The 14,490-nt window shown below is 67.1% G+C and carries 12 protein-coding genes; 1 reads left to right on the top strand and 11 read right to left on the bottom strand.

What is annotated here, in order from left to right; all coding sequences use genetic code 11:
• Positions 1-15: 15 nt before the first annotated feature.
• From murF to dksA, 10 genes are all read right to left on the bottom strand, one after another.
• A complete protein-coding gene (murF, locus tag GNX71_RS04845) occupies positions 16-1,455 on the bottom strand; it encodes a UDP-N-acetylmuramoyl-tripeptide--D-alanyl-D-alanine ligase (RefSeq protein WP_206177270.1) in 1,440 nt (479 codons plus the stop codon).
• The gene (locus GNX71_RS04840) at positions 1,452-3,014 is read right to left on the bottom strand and encodes a UDP-N-acetylmuramoyl-L-alanyl-D-glutamate--2,6-diaminopimelate ligase (RefSeq protein WP_206177269.1); all 1,563 of its coding nucleotides are present in this window, start codon (positions 3,012-3,014) and stop codon (positions 1,452-1,454) included. The genes murF and GNX71_RS04840 overlap by 4 nt, the downstream gene beginning before the upstream one ends.
• 2 nt (positions 3,015-3,016) lie before the next feature.
• Positions 3,017-4,771: a penicillin-binding protein 2 gene (locus GNX71_RS04835; protein ID WP_206177268.1), complete on the bottom strand. Its 1,755-nt coding sequence runs from the start codon at positions 4,769-4,771 to the stop codon at positions 3,017-3,019.
• Positions 4,768-5,115 (bottom strand): cell division protein FtsL, encoded by a 348-nt coding sequence (ftsL, locus tag GNX71_RS04830; RefSeq protein ID WP_206177267.1) that lies wholly within the window; start codon positions 5,113-5,115, stop codon positions 4,768-4,770. The genes GNX71_RS04835 and ftsL overlap by 4 nt, the downstream gene beginning before the upstream one ends.
• 1 nt (position 5,116) lies before the next feature.
• Complete coding sequence (gene rsmH, locus GNX71_RS04825) at positions 5,117-6,040, bottom strand: 16S rRNA (cytosine(1402)-N(4))-methyltransferase RsmH (RefSeq protein WP_206177266.1); 924 nt, start codon at positions 6,038-6,040, stop codon at positions 5,117-5,119.
• A gap of 8 nt (positions 6,041-6,048) precedes the next feature.
• The gene (mraZ, locus tag GNX71_RS04820) at positions 6,049-6,477 is read right to left on the bottom strand and encodes a division/cell wall cluster transcriptional repressor MraZ (RefSeq protein ID WP_013539433.1); all 429 of its coding nucleotides are present in this window, start codon (positions 6,475-6,477) and stop codon (positions 6,049-6,051) included.
• Between the two features lie 271 nt (positions 6,478-6,748).
• Positions 6,749-8,077 (bottom strand): ATP-dependent protease ATPase subunit HslU, encoded by a 1,329-nt coding sequence (gene hslU / locus GNX71_RS04815; RefSeq protein ID WP_206177265.1) that lies wholly within the window; start codon positions 8,075-8,077, stop codon positions 6,749-6,751.
• Between the two features lie 2 nt (positions 8,078-8,079).
• Positions 8,080-8,625: an ATP-dependent protease subunit HslV gene (hslV, locus tag GNX71_RS04810; RefSeq protein WP_042578379.1), complete on the bottom strand. Its 546-nt coding sequence runs from the start codon at positions 8,623-8,625 to the stop codon at positions 8,080-8,082.
• A 53-nt stretch (positions 8,626-8,678) separates the two neighbouring features.
• Positions 8,679-10,337: an STAS domain-containing protein gene (locus tag GNX71_RS04805; RefSeq protein WP_206177264.1), complete on the bottom strand. Its 1,659-nt coding sequence runs from the start codon at positions 10,335-10,337 to the stop codon at positions 8,679-8,681.
• 48 nt (positions 10,338-10,385) lie between these two features.
• The gene (gene dksA, locus GNX71_RS33480; protein ID WP_241027299.1) at positions 10,386-11,357 is read right to left on the bottom strand and encodes an RNA polymerase-binding protein DksA; all 972 of its coding nucleotides are present in this window, start codon (positions 11,355-11,357) and stop codon (positions 10,386-10,388) included.
• Positions 11,358-11,735: 378 nt separating this feature from the next.
• On the opposite strand from dksA, the gene GNX71_RS04795 reads away from it, so the two are divergent.
• Positions 11,736-13,247, top strand: coding sequence for a DUF945 family protein (locus GNX71_RS04795; protein WP_241027161.1), 1,512 nt, complete (start codon positions 11,736-11,738; stop codon positions 13,245-13,247).
• Between the two features lie 132 nt (positions 13,248-13,379).
• Here the strand turns inward: GNX71_RS04795 and GNX71_RS04790 are convergent, their stop codons facing one another.
• Positions 13,380-14,432, bottom strand: coding sequence for a GTP-binding protein (locus GNX71_RS04790; protein WP_206177263.1), 1,053 nt, complete (start codon positions 14,430-14,432; stop codon positions 13,380-13,382).
• Positions 14,433-14,490: the final 58 nt, after the last annotated feature.

The raw sequence follows: 14,490 nt of genomic DNA, 5'->3' as shown, positions 1-14,490 counted from the left end.
CGCGCGGCTCATGCGTCATGACCGGCCTCCTTTTGTTGTTTTGGGATGTGACTGGGCGAGATCGCCGATGGCCTGCACCACGCGTTCCATCTTCATGAAACGCGAGCCCTTGACGAGCACGCTGCCGACCAGCGGCAGGCGGGCGAGCACGGCGGCATGCAGCGCTTCGTAGTCACCGAAATGACGGCCGTTGTCCGCATCCTGGAAGGCCGCGACGGTGTGCGCGGTCTCGGTGCCGAGCGTGTAGACGGCCTCGATGCCGCGCTGCTTCGCCCAGGCGCCGACCTCGGTGTGGAACTCGAACGCGCGGTCGCCCACCTCGCCCATGTCGCCGAGCACCAGCAGGCGCGGACCGGGCAGGCCCGCGAGCACGTCGATGGCGGCGATCACGGAATCGGGGTTGGCGTTGTAGCTGTCGTCGACCAGCGTGAGCGTGTGCTTGTTCGACAGCACGACCTCGCTGGCCTTGGAGCGGCCCTTGACCGGCTCGAAGGCCGACAGGCCCTCGGCGATGCGCTCGATCGGCACGCCCGCCGCAAGCGCGCAGGCGGTGGCGGCCAGCGCGTTGCCCACGTTGTGGCGGCCGGCGATGTGCAGCTGCGCATCGAAGGCGCCCAGCGGCGTGCGGATGCGCACGGCCCAGGCACCCTGCTTCCATTCGGCGCCGTCCAGCGAGATATCGGCGCCCTCGTCCTCGCCGAAGGTCATGCAGCGGCGCGAGCCGCCGTCATGCGCCATGTCGGTCCAGAGCGAGGTGAAGGTGTCGCCATAGGGGAAGACGGCCGTGCCGTCGTCGGGCAGGACCGCGAACACGGCGGCGTTCTCGATGGCCACCGCCTCGACGCTGGCCATGAATTCCTGGTGCTCGCGCTGGGCGTTGTTGACCAGCGCGATGGTCGGGCGCGAGATGGCGGCCAGCCGCGCGATCTCGCCCGGGTGGTTCATGCCCAGTTCGAGCACCGCGTGCTGGTGGCGCGCCCGCAGGCGCAGCAGCGTGAGCGGCACGCCGATCTCGTTGTTGAAGTTGCCGGCCGTGGCCAGCGCGCGGTCGGCGCGGAAGGCGACGAGGATCGCCGCGATCATCTGCGTGACGGTCGTCTTGCCATTGCTGCCGGTGACGGCGATCAACGGCAGCTCGAACTGCGCACGCCAGCCCGCGCCGAGTGCGCCGAGCGCAACCAGCGAATCGGGCACCTCGAGGCCCGCGAGACCCGCGGCTTCGAGGCCGTGGTGAGCGATGGCCGCGACCGCGCCGTGCTCCTTGGCCTGCGCCAGGAAATCGTTGGCATCGAAGCGCTCGCCCTTGAGCGCGACGAACAGGTCGCCATCGGCCAGCGTGCGGGTGTCGGTGTGCACACGGGCGATGACCGTCGCCGGGTCGCCCACGAGGCGGGAGCCGGGAATCCATTGCTGCGCCTGGGCGAGCGTCATGTTCAGCGGCGTCATATCTGTCATGCCGCACCTCGCTTCGTCAGCGCGTCCAGCGCATGGGTCCTGTCGGAGAACGGAATGCGTTGGCCCGCAATCTCCTGCCAGGCCTCGTGGCCCTTGCCGGCGATCAGCACCACGTCCTGGGGCGCGGCCTGCGCGATCGCGTCGGCAATGGCTGCCGCGCGATCGGGCTGCACCTGGGCAACGTCGGGGCGCGAGAAACCGCGCAGCACCTGGCTGATGATCGCGTCGGGCTTTTCGCTGCGCGGGTTGTCGCTGGTCACGACGACATGGTCGGCCTGGCGCTCGGCGACGGCGGCCATCATCGGGCGCTTGATCGGGTCGCGGTCGCCGCCACAGCCGAACACGCACCAGAGCGCGCCGCCGCGCTGTTGCGCCAGCGGGCGCAGGCCGGCGAGCGCCTTGTCGAGCGCGTCGGGCGTGTGGGCGTAATCGACCACGGCCAGCGGCGCATCGCCGCCGACGCTCACCCGTTCCATGCGGCCGGGCACGCTCGTGAGATTGCCGCAGGCCGCCACGGCTTGCGACAGCGACAGCCCCAGTGCGCGCAGCGTGCCGAGCACGCCGAGCAGGTTGGCCACGTTGTACTGGCCGATGAGACCGGTGGAGAGACGCTCGGCCGACGCGGTGCCGTGCTCGGCCACCGAGAACTGCAGCCCCTGCGCGTCGTAGCCGATGTCGCGCGCCACTAGGCGCGCCGGCTTGCCGCCGGCCGACACGGTCCAGACGTCGAGCGCGCCGATGCCGGCATCGACAAGGTTCGCGCACAGGCTCGCGCCATGCATGTCGTCGATGTTGATCACCGCGGCGCGCAGGCCCGGCCAGCGGAACAGCTCGGCCTTGGCTTCCCAGTAGGCATCCATGCTGCCGTGGTAGTCGAGGTGGTCCTGCGTGAAGTTCGTGAACACCGCGACCGCGATCTGCGCACCGTCGAGCCGGCGCTCGGCGATGCCGATCGACGAGGCCTCGATGGCGCAGGCGCCGAAGCCGCGCTCGACCAGCGCGCGCAACTCGCCCTGCATCATCACGGGGTCGGGCGTGGTGAGGCCGGTGTAGGTGAGTTCGGGCGGCACGCCGATGCCCAGCGTGCCCATCACGGCGCAGGGCGACGGCGCACTGCGTTCCATGGTGCCGTCGGGCCGCATCGCGCGAACGCCGCCGGCCGCGCGCAGCGTAGAAAGCGATTCGGCCAGCCACCATGCGGTGGAAGTCTTGCCGTTGGTGCCGGTCACGGCCAGCACGTCGAGCAGCGCCGAGGGGTTGTCGTGGAAAGCCGAGGCGATCGGACCGGTGGCGGCCTTCAGGCCCGGGTAGGCCGCGATGCGGTCGCTGTATTCACTTTGATCGAAGCCGAAGGCATCGACACCTTCGAACTCGACCAGGCAGGCCGTGGCGCCCTGCGCGAGCGCGGCCGCCACGTGCTTGCGCCCGTCGGTCGCGGCGCCGGGCCAGGCGATGAAGCCGTCGCCCGCGCCCACGGGCCGGCTGTCGGCATGCAGCGTACCCTGCACGCGCTCCTTGAGCCAGAGCGCGGCCAGTTGGGGGGATGTGAGTGTCAGCATGCTCAGAAGCTCTCGTCGACGCCCTGCGTCATCACAAGGGGTTTGACCGCCAGGTCGGGCGGGACGTTCATCATGCGCAGGGTCTGCTGCACGACTTCGCTGAACACGGGTGCCGCAGCCACGCCGCCGAAATACTGGCCGTCGCTGGGCTCGTCGATCATCACCGCGACGATGATGCGCGGCTTCTCGATGGGCGCCATGCCGGTGAACCAGGCGCGGTACTTGTTGCTCGCGTAGCCCTTGCCGACCTGCTTGTGGGCCGTGCCCGACTTGCCGCCGACCGAGTAGCCGACCGTCTGCGCGCGCGTGCCGGTGCCGCCGGGGCCGGCCGCCATCTGCAGCATCTTGCGCACCGCCAGCGCATTGGAGGGCGAGAACACCCGCACGCCGACCGGCGGCTCGGAATTCTTGAGGATGGTGACCGGAATGAGCGAGCCGTCGTGCGCGAACGAGGTGTACGAATGCGCCATCTGGAACAGCGACGCCGACAGGCCGTAGCCGTAGGCCATGGTGGCCTGCTCGACCGGCTTCCAGGTCTTCCATGGGCGCAGCCGCCCGGTGACCGCGCCGGGGAACTGGATCTGCGGCTTCTGGCCGTAGCCGAGCGCGGTGTAGGTGTCCCACATCTCGTGGGGCGTCATCTTCTGCGCGATCTTGAGCGCGCCGACGTTGCTCGACTTCTGGATCACGCCCTCGACCGTCAGCGTGCCGTAGTTGTGGGTGTCGCTGATGGTGAAGCCGCCGATCTGGTAGCGGCCGGGGCCGGTTTCGATCAGCGTGGAGGGCTTCACGCGGCCGGCTTCCAGCGCCATGCCGACGGTGATGGGCTTCATCGTCGAGCCGGGCTCGAAGGTGTCGGTGACGGCGCGGTTGCGCAACTGTTCGCCAGTGAGGTTCTGCCGCTTGTCGGGCACGTAGCTCGGGTAGTTGGCCAGCGCCAGCACCTCGCCGGTGACCGAGTCGAGCACCACCACGCTGCCGGCCTTGGCCTTGCGCGCCGTCACCGCGTCGCGCAGCTTTTGGTAGGCGAAGAACTGCACCTTGCTGTCGACGCTCAGCTGGATGTCCTGGCCGTCGAGCGGCGGGACGATGTCGCCCACGCCCTCGACCACGCGGCCCAGGCGGTCCTTGATGACGCGGCGCGAACCGGCCTTGCCGGCCAGTTCCTTGTTGAACGCGAGCTCGATGCCTTCCTGTCCGTTGTCTTCCACGTTGGTGAAGCCGACCACGTGCGCCGCCGCCTCGCCCTCGGGGTACTGGCGCTTGTATTCCTTGCGCTGGTAGATGCCCTTGAGGTTCATCGCGGCGATCTGCTTGGCGATGGGCTCGTCGACCTGGCGCTTGATCCAGACGAAGGTCTTGTCCTCGTCCTGCAGCTTCTTGTCGAAGTCCTTCTGCGGCATCTCCAGCAGCTTGGCCACCTGCTTGAGCTTGGCGCGCACCTCGGGGTCGTCGCGCTCGATGTCTTCGGGAATCGCCCAGATGCTGGGCGCCACCACGCTGGAGGCGAGGATGAGCCCGTTGCGATCGAGGATGCGGCCGCGGTTGGCCGGCAGCTCCAGCGTGCGCGCAAAGCGCACTTCGCCCTGCCGCTGGAAGAAGCTGTTGTTGAAGACCTGCACGTACGCCGCGCGCCCCGCCAGCATGACGAAGCCGAAGGCGATGCCCGCGACGATGAACTTGCTGCGCCACACCGGCGTCTTGCTCGCGAGCAAGGGGCTGGTGGTGTAGCGAACGCTGCGGTCGCGGCGGCTCATCGTGCAGCCCCCCTGGCGGAGGTGGCGGCCGGCTTGGGCGGCGTGACCGGCGGCAGCGGTGCGACGGCCGGGATCACCGAGCCGTCCGGACGCACGTACTGCGTGATCGCCGGCGTGGTCGTGCGCATCTGCAGCTGCTCCTTGGCGAGCTTCTCGACGCGCAGCGGCGTGGCCTGGGCACGCTTCTCGACCTGCAGCCGGTCGTGATCGGTCTCGAGACGGCGCGCCTCCTGCTGCACGCGGTCGAGCTCGGTGTAGAGCTGGCGCGAGCGGTACTGCGTATGGACGAGATAGAGCGACGTCGCGATGACGGCCATCAGCAGGAGCAGGTTCAGGCGGGCCATGTCAGTTGGCCTCGGTGCGCTCGGCCACGCGCAGGATCGCGCTGCGCGAACGTGGGTTGCCGCGCACTTCGTCTTCGGACGGCTTGATGCGCTCGAGCGCGTTGAGCTTCATCACCTTGGGCGCGGCGAAAGGCGCCCGGCGGTCGTAGACCTCCTTCGAGTGCTTGGCGATGAACTGCTTGACGATGCGGTCTTCCAGCGAGTGGAAGCTGATCACCGCGAGCCGGCCGCCGGGCTGCAACACGGACAGGCTCGCCTCTAGCGCCTGTTGCAGCTCTTCAAGCTCGGCGTTGATGAAAATCCGAAAAGCCTGAAATGTGCGCGTTGCAGGGTTCTGGCCCTGCTCGCGGGTTTTGACCGTGCCAGCCACGAGCTCGGCCAGTTCGGTGGTGGTTGAAATTGCGCCCCGTTCTTGTCGGCGAGCAACAATCGCCTTTGCAATCTGAACAGCAAACCGTTCTTCGCCATAGTCACGGATCACCTCTGCAATCTGCTGAAGTTCGGCCGTTGCCAGCCATTCGGCCACGCTCTCGCCGCGCGTGGTGTCCATGCGCATGTCGAGCGGGCCGTCGAATCGAAAACTGAAGCCGCGCACCGGGTTGTCGATTTGCGGCGAACTCACGCCCAGGTCCATCAACAAGCCGTTGACGCTCGCGTCGGGCAACTCGCCCAGCGAACGGAATCCCTGGTGCCGGATGGAAAAACGCGCATCCGAGATGCGCGCTGCTTCGGCCACCGCTTCCGCATCCTTGTCGAACGCGATCAACCTGCCTTCCGGAGCGAGCCGCGCGAGGATCGCGCGTGCATGCCCTCCGCGCCCGAAGGTCGCATCCACGTAGGTGCCGGTGGCTGCCGCGCTGCCGGAAAGAAGGGCTTCCACCGCTTCGTTCAGCAAGACGGTCGTATGGGTCCATGGGGTGTTCACGTGGGTCCTCAGAACGCGAAGTCCTGAAACACATCCGGCATCTCGCCCTGGGTGGCCTCGGCCTCCTTGGCCTCGTAGGTGGCCTTGTCCCAGAGCTCGAAGTGGTTGCCCATGCCCAGGAGCAGCGTGTCGCGCGCGATGCCGGTGGCGGCGCGCAGCTCGGGCGAGACCAGGATGCGGCCGGTGCCATCCATCTCGACGTCCATCGCGTTGCCGAGGAAGACACGCTTCCACCACTGCGCCGACATCGGCAGCGCGGCGATGCGCTCGCGGAATTTTTCCCATTCGGGACGGGGGAACACCATGAGGCATCCGTGCGGATGCTTGGTGATCGTGAGCTGGCCGCCTGCCGTCGCGCTCAGGACGTCACGGTGCCGGGTCGGCACGGAGAGCCGCCCCTTGGCATCCAGACTGAGCGATGAAGCGCCTTGAAACACGACCACGAACCCCTGTGTTGGGAGGTGCTGCAACGCCCGAAAGAGGCACTACCCGCACTTTTTCCCACTTAACTGCACTTTTTTGCACTGTAGCAGGAAACACTTGGGGCGCAACTGGCCGTTGGTGGTATTTTTTGTAATGGAATCAACGACTTAGCGCCGATTCCAAAACCTCGGAATCGGCGAATTTCGTTGAAAATGAAGTACTTAGCTCACGCAGTGAAAGTAATGCGTGAAGCATTCCCCCGTTACAGGGGGAGGAGAAGCGGCTTCAGAGGATGAAGCGCGAAAGGTCTTCGTCGTGACTTAGTGCCTTGAGGCGCTCGTCGACGTAAGCGGCATCGATACGGATCGTCTGACCCTCGATGCGGGCCGCGTCGAAGCTTACCTCATCGAGCAGGCGCTCCATCACGGTCGACAAACGGCGCGCGCCGATGTTCTCGGTGCGCTCGTTCACCTCGAAGGCGATGCTCGCCAGGCGGGTCACGCCGTCGGGCTGGAAGTCGAGGGTCACGCCCTCTGTCGCGAGCAACGCCTGGTACTGCTTCACGAGCGACGCGCGGGTCTGCGTGAGGATGCTCTCGAAGTCCGACACCGAGAGCGATTGCAGCTCGACGCGGATCGGAAACCGCCCCTGCAGCTCGGGGATCAGGTCGCTCGGCTTGCTCAGGTGGAACGCACCGCTCGCGATGAACAGCATGTGGTCGGTGCGCACCACGCCGTACTTGGTGGTCACGGCCGTGCCCTCCACCAGCGGCAGCAAATCGCGCTGCACGCCCTGGCGCGACACGTCGGAGCCCTGCGCTTCGCTGCGCGTGGCGACCTTGTCGATCTCGTCGATGAAGACGATGCCGTTCTGCTCGGCGTTGGTGATCGCCTGCGCGCGGATCTCGTCCTCGTTGACCAGCTTGGCCGCTTCCTCGTCGATCAGGAGGCGCAGCGCCTCGGCGATCTTGAGCTTGCGCGTCTTGCGCTTGCCGCCGCCCATCTGGCCGAACATGCCGCGCAGTTGCTCGGTCATCTCCTCCATGCCGGCGGGGCCCATGATCTCGAGCGGCGTGCGGGTCTCGGCGAGGTCGAGTTCGATTTCCTTGTCGTCCAGCTGGTGCTCGCGCAGTTTCTTGCGGAAGGCCTGGCGCGTGGGGTTGGGGCCGTCGATCGCCGGGGTCGTGCCATCGGCACCGCGCGCCGGAGGCAGCAGCACGTCGAGGATGCGGTCTTCTGCGGCGTCTTCGGCCCGCGCGCGCACCTTGGCGCTTTCGGATTCACGGGTCTGCTTGACGGCGATCTCGGCGAGGTCGCGGATGATCGAATCGACGTCTTTCCCGACGTAGCCCACCTCGGTGAACTTGGTCGCCTCGACCTTGATGAACGGCGCATCCGCCAGGCGCGCGAGACGGCGGGCGATCTCGGTCTTGCCCACGCCCGTCGGGCCGATCATGAGGATGTTCTTCGGGGTGATCTCGCTGCGCAGCTTCTCGTCGACCTGCTGGCGACGCCAGCGGTTGCGCAGGGCGATGGCCACGGCGCGCTTGGCGGCCGGCTGCCCGACGATGTGGTTGTCGAGCTCGGAGACGATTTCCTGGGGGGTCATGGACATGGTCAGAGCGCTTCCACCGTGTGGTTCATGTTCGTGTAAATGCAGATTTCTCCGGCGATCGCCAGCGATTTGCGCACGATCTGCTCGGCCGAAAGGTCGGTGTTGTCGATCAGCGCCTTGGCCGCCGACTGGGCATACGCGCCACCCGAGCCGATGGCGATCACACCGTCTTCGGGCTCCAGCACGTCGCCGTTGCCGGTGATGATGAGCGAGGTGGTGGCGTCCGCCACGGCCAGCATCGCCTCGAGCTTGCGCAGCACGCGGTCGGTGCGCCAGTCCTTGGTGAGCTCGACCGCCGCGCGGGTCAAATGGCCCTGGTGCTTTTCGAGCTTGGCCTCGAAGCGCTCGAAGAGCGTGAAGGCGTCGGCGGTGGCGCCGGCAAAACCGGCCAGCACCTTGCCGTGATAGAGGCGGCGCACTTTGCGCGCCGTGCCCTTGATGACGATATTGCCGAGAGTGACCTGCCCGTCCCCGCCGATGGCGACCTGGTCGCCTTGGGGGGTCTTGCGGCGCACGCTCACGATGGTGGTGCCGTGAAACTGTTCCATCGAAGCCATCTGGGGATGGCCCAGGGCAATGCAACCCCGAAACAGGGGCGGTTTCAGTTCTTTCGAACGGCTACGGTTGCGTGGTCCGCAATGCCCACGAGGCCGAACAGCGCGGCGATCAGCCGGTGCGCATCGACGAACTGCACCCGCTCGCCATTCGCGTCCCGCGCCCGCACCCAACTGAGCAGCGTGCCGGCGGCGGCGAGGTCCATGCGCAGCAGCGCCGCGCACGAAATGACGGGCGCCGTGGTGTGCCGCAGGTCGGTATCGAGCCGCTGCCAGGACGACAGCGATTCGCCCCGCAGATCGCCCGCCAGCGCGGCAAAACCGGTGTCGTGGGTGGGAAAGCTCTCCGATTCGGCACTCGACAGCAGCGACCACACCGAGCTGCTGCGGCTGGGCGGCGGCGCGGCGAGCGCGGTGCATTCGCCGATCGGGTCCTGCCAGGACGGCGGCGACACCTCGTAGGTGATGCAATAGTTGAGCGCCACCAGTTCGAAATCGTCGGGCAGGTGCATCACCCGCAGCGCGGCCAGGTGCAGCTGCCACCAGACGTCGTCGGTGCCGCGTTCGTTGTTGGGCGCCGCTTCGGCCAGCACCGCCAGCAGTTGCGCGGTGCCGATGAAGCGCAGCTTGACCGGCGAATCAGCCCAGTGGGTCAGCAGCACGCGCAGCGGCGCGGCCGCCTCGGGCTCGATGGCGGTCAGCGAGCGCCAGTCGAGCGTCCAGACCGAACCGGCCTGCGACAGCGCGCGCGTCAGGCTCATCAGCCCCTCGCGGGACAGGCGCGCGGGACTGTTCCAGTCGGCCTGGGCACCACCGCCCTCGCCGCCCTGCTCGGCCTCTTCGCTGGCGGTCACCGCCTTCACGCTGCGGGCCAGGTCCTCGAGCGATACCCAATCGGGGCCCATGCGCTTCATGCGCTGCGCGTAGCGCATGCGGGCGGCCGCGAACTTGGCGGCGTCGCCGGTGGCGCGATAGAGGTCGAACAGGGTGCGCCAGCGGCTGTCGTCGCGTTCGGCTGCGGCGTCGTTGTCGCCGTCGGCCGGTGCGCTCTCGGAGGCCAGCGCCTGCAGCAGGATCGCCTCGGCGCCGGCGTCGTCGCCATGCGCGAAGCGGATCACCGCTTCTTCGAGCGCGCCGTCGTGCGCCAGCCGGGAAGACAGCAGCGGCGGTGCGCCGCCGGCACTCGCTGCACCTGCGGCTTCGACGGGCGCCACAGCCGCCACCGTGCGGTGCACCGGGGGCGGTTGAAGCAGATCGTCGACATGGACCGGCGGCAGCGTCTCGGCGCCGGCATCGGGCGGCGGGTTGACCAGCGTTTCGCCGTTCGGGCCGCGGCCTTTCCACCACTGCTGCGACATCTGCTCTTCGATCTCGTCGATCTTCTTGAGCGTGAGCGCGCGGCCCTCGGACTTTTCAGAGGAGCTGTTGACGTTGAACGACGACGGCGTGACCGTCGCCTCGAAAGCGTGGGCGGCAGCCTCGCGCTGGCGGAGCTTGCGCAGCATGTCGAACTCGCGCCGGCGCACGAAATCGTTGCGCTGGCGCCGCTCGATCATCTCCTTGAGCATCTCCCGGCTGTAGGTCTGCTCGGGCAGCGAGGAGTCCGACGTGGAGGAAGGCGCATCCAGCTCCGACCAATCCTTGAGCGGATTGCGGACAAACTTGGCCACCTTCGAGAAAAGACGGCCCGATTCTTCCTTTGGCATTCGGTGAAGACTATCGAACGGGCTGGTTTTTATCTACCGCGAACCTGTTCAATCTCCGAACATTTTCTGCTTGAGCTCGCGGCGCTGTTGCGCCTCGAGCGACAGCGTGGCGGTCGGGCGGGCCAGCAGGCGGCCGACACCGATGGGCTCGCCGGTCTCGTCGCAGTAGCCGTAGTCGCCGGCGTCGATGCGCTGGATCGACTGCTCGATCTTCTTGAGCAGCTTGCGTTCGCGGTCACGGGTGCGCAGCTCGAGGGCGTGTTCTTCCTCGATGGTGGCGCGGTCGGCCGGATCGGGCACGACCACCGTGTCTTCACGCAGGTGCTCGGTGGTCTCGCCGGCGTTTTCCAGGATGCCGCGCTTGAGTTCTTCCAGCTTCAGGCGGAAGAACGCCATCTGCTTTTCGTTCATGTACTCGGTGTCGGGCATCGCGATGACTTCGGCATCGGTCAGCTCGGCGGGCGACTTGGTCTTCCAGTTGTTCGCGAGCTTGGGGTCTTTCTTGACGGCCAGCGGCGGCGGCGGCACCAGCGCGGTGGACGGCGCCTGCGAGAAGCTGGACTTGGCGGCGGTCGACGCCACGGACTGCGGCATCGAGGGGACGGTCAGTTGCGACAGCCGGGACACACGGCCCCCACGCGCGGCGGGTGCGGGCGTGGCGGTTTGAGCGGGTATCGAAGGTGTCGCCGGGGCGGAAGAGGAGGCGGCAGCCGTTTTTTTCATGGGGATCGGGGGAGCAGAAGGAACGGCAGCAGGGCGGCCGACGGGTTTGGATGACGATGGACCCGTGCCTGCGGTCTTGGTTGCTGTTGCAGGCTTGGCGGGCTTGACGGACTTCTTTGCAGCGGTTGCGGCCTTGACCGGTGGTGCTGCGGGCTTTTTGGACGCGCTTTTCTCCTTCGTTGCAGGCGCTTTCGCGGTGGCGGAAACCTTTTTCGCCGCGGGTACAGCCTTCGCAGCCGGCGCCTTCTTTGCGGCGGGCTTGGATGCTGGCGTGGCCTTGGCGGCGGGTTTCTTCACGGTGACTGGCTCCTTGGACGAACTGGAACGCGCTTTCACTGGGTGTCTCCTCCCATGGGAACCACTCGCGGCTTTCGTGCCGCGCGGGCTCCACGTTGTCGGGGTGCTCGCGTTTGCGAACCCCGGGGTTATACCCCCGAAAGCCCTGCAGAAACGTGCGGCGCCCCGTGCCGGAAGTCACATCTTGTCCAACGGACGGGACGTGGCTCCCGGAACAGGCGCGCGATTGTATAGAGAACTCGAAACCGCGGGCGATGTGTCTGCATGCCGGTCGCCTCCGGTAGCATCGGCCGGCGTCGCCGGAGGGGGTGGCGCGAGGCCCGCATTGCCCTGGAGCGGCACGGGCCCATCCGATCATTCGATAAAAGAAAGCAAGCCTTGAGCAAGAAAGCAGTTCTGGGAGCGGTGGCCGCGGCCATCGTCGTCGCGTACGGAGGGAGCACCTGGTGGACCGGTTCGAAGGTCCGCTCGATCTACGACACCGCACTCGACGAGATGCCCAAGCAGACCGCGCTGGTGCGCGTGGCCGAGCGCAAATACGAGCGCGGCTTCTTCGGCGCCGTCAGCACCGTCACGCTGGAAATCGGCTGCGCGGCCGATACCCCCACCGCCCCTGCCGTGGCGCAGGCGCCCGCCGCCAAGCCCGCCGAAGGCGAGGAGCAGCCGGAGGAAGACGAAGACCGCGACGAGACCGAAGCCAAGCCGCCCAAGCCCCTGCGCCTCACCTTCCGCGACACCATCCACCACGGCCCGATCGCCGGCGGCAAGTTCGCGGCCGCCACCATCGACAGCGAACTGGTGCTCGACATCAAGGGCCAGGCCGAGGCCGAGAAACTGTTCGGCAAGGCCAAGCCGCTGACGGCATTCACCAAGGTCGGCTTCGACGGCAGCTATGCCATCGACATGGCCGTCGCGCCCGTCAAGCTGGCCGAAGAAGGCAAGGGCCAGCTCGCCTGGCAAGGCGCACAGGCCCACATCGAGGTGAATGCCGCACGCACCAAGGCGCGCTATGACATGACGATGCCCGGCCTGGACTTCAACGACGCGGCCAAGGGCCTGCAGATGAAGATGGGCAAATTCACCGCCAAGGCCGACATGGACAACAGCGCGGGCTGGTTCCTGGCCACCGGCAAGACCGAAGGCCGCCTGGAAGCCTTCGAGTTCTCCGCCACCAAGGGCCTCGCGGGCAACGTCGATGCCGACGCGCCGGCCGGCACGCACAAACCCCTGAAGGTGCTGCTGCAGAACGTCGACCTGACAGGCGAGGCCACCATCAAGGACGGCCTCTACGCCTCGGACGCCGCCCTCAAGGGCCAGGGCAAGATCGGCGAGACGAGCATCGACAGGTTCGAGATGTCCAGCGGCGCCCGCCGCATCCACGCCGCCGGCTACAAGAAGCTGGCCGACGCCTACCTGCAGTCCAGCGTTGCGGCCGGCTGCGGCAAGAGCAGCAAGGCCACACAGGCCGCGATGAAGGCACTGGCCGACCAGCTCGCCCCGGATCTGAAGGCCATGGCCAAGTACAGCCCCGAGTTCGGCCTGGACAAGATGGTGGTCGAGATCGGCGGCAAGCGCGGCGAAGTCAGCTACACGGCCGGCATGGTCGGCGTGACCGACGAAGATCTGCAGGCCCCGGGCATGGCGCTGCTGCTCAAGCGCGGCGTGGTCAAGGCCAATGCGCGGCTGCCGGTGCAATGGCTCGAGCAGATCGCCGCCACCGGCGCCGAAAGCGGCCAGACGCCACCGCCCGAAATGGTCGCGGGACTGGTCGAGCAAGGCGAGGAAAAGGGCTTCGTCAAGCGCGATGGCGAGCACGTCACCGGGCAGATCGAATTCAGCGAAGGCAGCCTGAAGGTCAACGGCAAGCCGCTGAACGCGCTGGGCAAGTAAGGTATTTCCCCCTCCCCCGCTGGGGGAGGGCCGGGGTGGGGGCACAGCGGCATTCAACGCCACGCAGCCTCGACGGCCACGCGTGCCCCCATCCCAACCTTCCCCCAAAGGGGGAAGGAGCAAGTCAGGGCTTCAGACCAGGCACTGCTCGAGCCCCTGCTCGAGAATTTCGCGCGGCAACTCGATGCCGATGAACACCATGCGGCTCTGGCGGTTCTCGTCCTTGCCCCACTCCGGGCCCAGGTCGCTGCCCATCAGCTGGTGCACGCCCTGGAAGATCACCTTGCGCTCGGTGCCCTTCATGTTCAGCACGCCCTTGTAGCGCAGCATGCGCGGGCCGTAGATGTTGACGATCGCGCCCAAGAAGTCTTCCAGCTTGGCCGGATCGAACGCGCGGTCGGCCTTGTAGACGAAGCTCTTCACGTCGTCGTCCGTGTGGTGATGGTGGCCGTGGCCTTCGTGCTTGTGCGAGGGGTGGTCGCAATGCTCGCCATGCGCGTGGTCATGGTCATGGTGATCGTGGTCGTCTTCCTTCAGGAAGTCGGGGTCGATGTCCAGCTTGGCGTTCAGGTTGAAGCCGCGCAGGTCGAAGATGTCCTTGAGCGACACGTCGCCGAAATGCGCCTTCTGCTGCGGCGCGCGCGGGTTCATGTGCTTGAGGCGATGGATCAGCGCATCGGTCTCTTCTGCCGACACCAGCTCGCTCTTGCTGATGAAGATCTGGTCGGCAAAGCCCACCTGGCGGCGCGCTTCCTGGCGGTCGTTGAGCTGCTGCGGCGCGTGCTTGGCATCGACCAGCGTGAGGATCGAGTCGAGCAGGTAGCTCTCGGCGATCTCGTCGTCCATGAAGAAGGTCTGCGCCACCGGGCCGGGGTCGGCCAGGCCGGTGGTCTCGATCACCACGCGGTCGAAATCCAGCAGGCCCTGGCGCTTCTTGGCGGCCAGTAGTTGCAGCGCTTCGCGCAGGTCTTCGCGGATGGTGCAGCAGACGCAGCCGTTGCTCATCTGGATGATCTGCTCCTTCGATTCGGTCACGAGGATGTCGCTGTCGATGTTCTCTTCGCCGAACTCGTTCTCGATGACCGCGATCTTCTGGCCGTGGGCCTCGGTCAGGATGCGCTTGAGCAGCGTGGTTTTGCCCGAGCCGAGAAAGCCGGTGAGGATGGTCGCGGGAATGAGGGCCATGAGGGGGTGCTCCGAAGCGGAAAACTAAAACGGGAGGTGGCAGGCAGTTTAGCCAATG

Source organism: Variovorax sp. RKNM96 (assembly GCF_017161115.1).
In the GTDB taxonomy this organism is placed as follows: domain Bacteria; phylum Pseudomonadota; class Gammaproteobacteria; order Burkholderiales; family Burkholderiaceae_C; genus Variovorax.
This window is presented reverse-complemented; position numbering and strand designations above follow the sequence as displayed.

What these genes read in the sequence shown, in the direction of transcription:
- murF (WP_206177270.1), bottom strand. Translation starts at nt 1,455, where the DNA reads ATGACAGATATGACGCCGCTGAACATGACGCTCGCCCAGGCGCAGCAA.
- GNX71_RS04840 (WP_206177269.1), bottom strand. Translation starts at nt 3,014, where the DNA reads ATGCTGACACTCACATCCCCCCAACTGGCCGCGCTCTGGCTCAAGGAG.
- GNX71_RS04835 (WP_206177268.1), bottom strand. Translation starts at nt 4,771, where the DNA reads ATGAGCCGCCGCGACCGCAGCGTTCGCTACACCACCAGCCCCTTGCTC.
- ftsL (WP_206177267.1), bottom strand. Translation starts at nt 5,115, where the DNA reads ATGGCCCGCCTGAACCTGCTCCTGCTGATGGCCGTCATCGCGACGTCG.
- hslU (WP_206177265.1), bottom strand. Translation starts at nt 8,077, where the DNA reads ATGTCCATGACCCCCCAGGAAATCGTCTCCGAGCTCGACAACCACATC.
- hslV (WP_042578379.1), bottom strand. Translation starts at nt 8,625, where the DNA reads ATGGAACAGTTTCACGGCACCACCATCGTGAGCGTGCGCCGCAAGACC.
- GNX71_RS04805 (WP_206177264.1), bottom strand. Translation starts at nt 10,337, where the DNA reads ATGCCAAAGGAAGAATCGGGCCGTCTTTTCTCGAAGGTGGCCAAGTTT.
- GNX71_RS04790 (WP_206177263.1), bottom strand. Translation starts at nt 14,432, where the DNA reads ATGGCCCTCATTCCCGCGACCATCCTCACCGGCTTTCTCGGCTCGGGC.